Genomic DNA, 2,720 nt, shown 5'->3' on the forward strand with positions numbered 1-2,720 from the left:
TTGGTCGGCCGTGAAGGATTTGAACCTTCGACAAATTGGTTAAAAGCCAACTGCTCTACCAGCTGAGCTAACGGCCGATTCAAGATTTTTATTTTTCAATTTACTTGCTCCACTATCTATTAGGATTAGGAGACTTTTTATATTCTGACTAAAGTAGCACTTCAACAAGTAATTACTATAGCTAGAAAATTGGTCGGCCGTGAAGGATTTGAACCTTCGACAAATTGGTTAAAAGCCAACTGCTCTACCAGCTGAGCTAACGGCCGCCGTACGTTGAGTCACTGCCTCAATGCGGGGCATATAATACTCATAATATTTTTAAGTGCAACAATAAATTTCGTTTTTCTTGATATTATTTTCTGTTAGAGTAAATTCTCAACAATACGCTAGTTTTATCAGCAACTAAAAGCAACATAACGCCATTAGCTGTCAATGACCTTACTTGGTTAAACTAGCTAACCGTGGCTTAGCAAGTTTTGCCGCCGTTGATTCTGGGTATTCTTTTAGTAACTGTTGATAGCGTGCAATCGCTTTTTTGTTATCTTTTTGCTTTTGAGCAACCATGGCAAGCTTTAATAGCGCATCAGGCCGCTTAGTTGAGTCTTTATGCTTGTTCACCACAATCATAAACTCTTGGCTTGCTTGGGCATGTTCCCCTTGATTAAAGAGCAACTGACCTAACCAGTAATGAGCATTGGGTGCATAGCTAGAATTGGGAAAGTTATTATTAAAGGCCTTAAATTCCACAATAGCTTGCTGGTAACGCTTATCCTTTAACACTAGGTTAAGTGCGCGGTCATAAGCTTCGTTTTCAGTTAAATTATCGCTATAACTGCTCGCATTGACTGCTGTATTAATGCTCGCGCTAGGAATAACAGTAGCGGAAGCTGTTTTACTTGTAGAAGCAAGGACTTCATTCACACGTCTATCAATTTCTTGATAAAGCTCTCGTTGGCGCTCTAATACTTGGCCTAACTTGTGGGTATGTAATTCGGTAACGCCACGAAGTTCATTAACTTCGGATTGTAATTGGTCCAACTGACGTTGAATATTTACTTGTGCCTTATTACGTGAGTCTAACTTACGTGATAAGGAGATTAATTGCTCTGTTAACGCGGCAGAGTCGATAGAATTGGCGTTAACATCAATGACTGGCGCTTTAGCTACAGCTAACGCACTAATGGCGCTAGCTGTAAACATCATGCCAAATAAAACTTTATTTAGTTTCATTCAGTTACCTGCTTAGTTGAGACTGGTTAAGTCTTAGTAAGTATTAGTAAGTATTAGTAAACTAGTACGGCACGACGGTTTTTAGCAAAAGCATCTTCGCTACGATCTTTAATCATTGGCTTTTCTTCGCCATAGCTAACAACAGTAATTTGGCTAGCGGCAACACCCATGTTTTCTAAATAGGTTACTACTGATTTAGCACGACGTTCACCTAAAGCGATGTTGTACTCTGGCGTACCACGTTCATCAGCATGACCTTCAACTAAAACTTTTACGTCAGAGTTAGTATTTAAAAATTTAGCATGTGCATCTAAAATTGCTGAAAACTGTTCGTTTACATTAGAAACATCAAAATCAAAATATATAATGTGCTCTGCACGTAATGCTTCTAATTCTTGACGTTTTTGTTCTTCAATTTCTGCAGCACGTTTAGCAGCAGTAACTCGTACGGCTTCTTGCTCTTTTTGAGCGATTTCTTCAGCATTTTGAGTGATTTGGGCATTAGTATCGACTTGGCTTTGCTCATCTGTATCTGAGTTTGAGCTACAAGCTGACAAAACGGTAAGAGGTAAAGCAATTGCTAAGCATTTTACTATGTTATTAAAGCGCATTTTATTATCCTTTATTCTAAAAATATAAGTTAAAAATTATTAGTTGTTTTACATATTATTATTATAAAAATGGTGACCAGGCTGGTGCCTTCACTTGACCATCAAGTGCCGGCAATCTAGCTTTAAATCTTCCATCAACCGACACTAAACCCAACACTTGTCGGTTATTATGTAAGGTACTGTATATGATCATACCACCATTAGGCGACACACTTGGCGACTCATCTAAACGCGTTTCGGTTAGCACCTGGAATGCACCTGTAGCTAACTCTTGCTTTGCTAGACGATAATTACCGCGAGTTCTATTGACCATGATCAGCTGTTTACCATCCGGGGTAACCGAACCTCCTAGGTTCATTTCACCATCAAAAGTCAAACGTCTTACTTTTCCCCCGGCTAAATCTACGCGATATAGCTGAGGTTTTCCACCCCGTTCTGAACTAAATATCAATGATTTACCATCTGGTGTCCAACTTGGCTCGGTATCAATGGCCCTATTACGGGTAACACGACGTAATTTTTTAGTCGCTAACAACATAACATATATATCTGGGTTGCCATCTTTTGACAAGACCATCGCCATGCTTTCACCATTAGGTGAGAAGCGAGGTTCACTGTTTATGCCCCTAAATGAGCTAATCAGTTTTCGTTCACCGGTATAAATATCAATGGTATGGATTTGTGCTTGACGATTTTCAAAAGAAACATACGCCAGTTGCTCACCGTTGGGACGCCAAGAAGGCGACATTAACGGCTCTTTAGAACTTAACAAGACATGTTCGTTAAAACCATCATAATCGGCAAATGCCAATTGATATGGATACTTTCCTTGATCACGAACAATAACGTAGGCAATTTTACTTAAAAAAGCTCCTCTTG

At 39.3% G+C, this 2,720-nt stretch carries 3 protein-coding genes and 2 tRNA genes; all 5 read right to left on the reverse strand.

Annotation, left to right across the window (positions count from 1 at the left end; translation table 11 throughout):
* Position 1: 1 nt before the first annotated feature.
* Positions 2-77: transfer RNA gene (locus tag HRT50_RS13955), tRNA-Lys, on the reverse strand.
* 113 nt (positions 78-190) lie between these two features.
* A tRNA-Lys gene (locus tag HRT50_RS13960) sits at positions 191-266 on the reverse strand.
* A gap of 172 nt (positions 267-438) precedes the next feature.
* The gene (gene ybgF / locus HRT50_RS13965; RefSeq protein ID WP_291615507.1) at positions 439-1,230 is read right to left on the reverse strand and encodes a tol-pal system protein YbgF; all 792 of its coding nucleotides are present in this window, start codon (positions 1,228-1,230) and stop codon (positions 439-441) included.
* 53 nt (positions 1,231-1,283) lie between these two features.
* Entirely contained in the window at positions 1,284-1,841 is a 558-nt protein-coding gene (gene pal, locus HRT50_RS13970) for a peptidoglycan-associated lipoprotein Pal (RefSeq protein ID WP_291615509.1), read from the reverse strand.
* Positions 1,842-1,902: 61 nt separating this feature from the next.
* Positions 1,903-2,720 (reverse strand): Tol-Pal system beta propeller repeat protein TolB (tolB, locus tag HRT50_RS13975; protein WP_291615511.1); only part of this gene is annotated, 818 nt, incomplete at its 5' end.

Origin of the sequence: Colwellia sp., from assembly GCF_013215345.1 — a bacterium.
In the GTDB taxonomy this organism is placed as follows: domain Bacteria; phylum Pseudomonadota; class Gammaproteobacteria; order Enterobacterales; family Alteromonadaceae; genus Colwellia.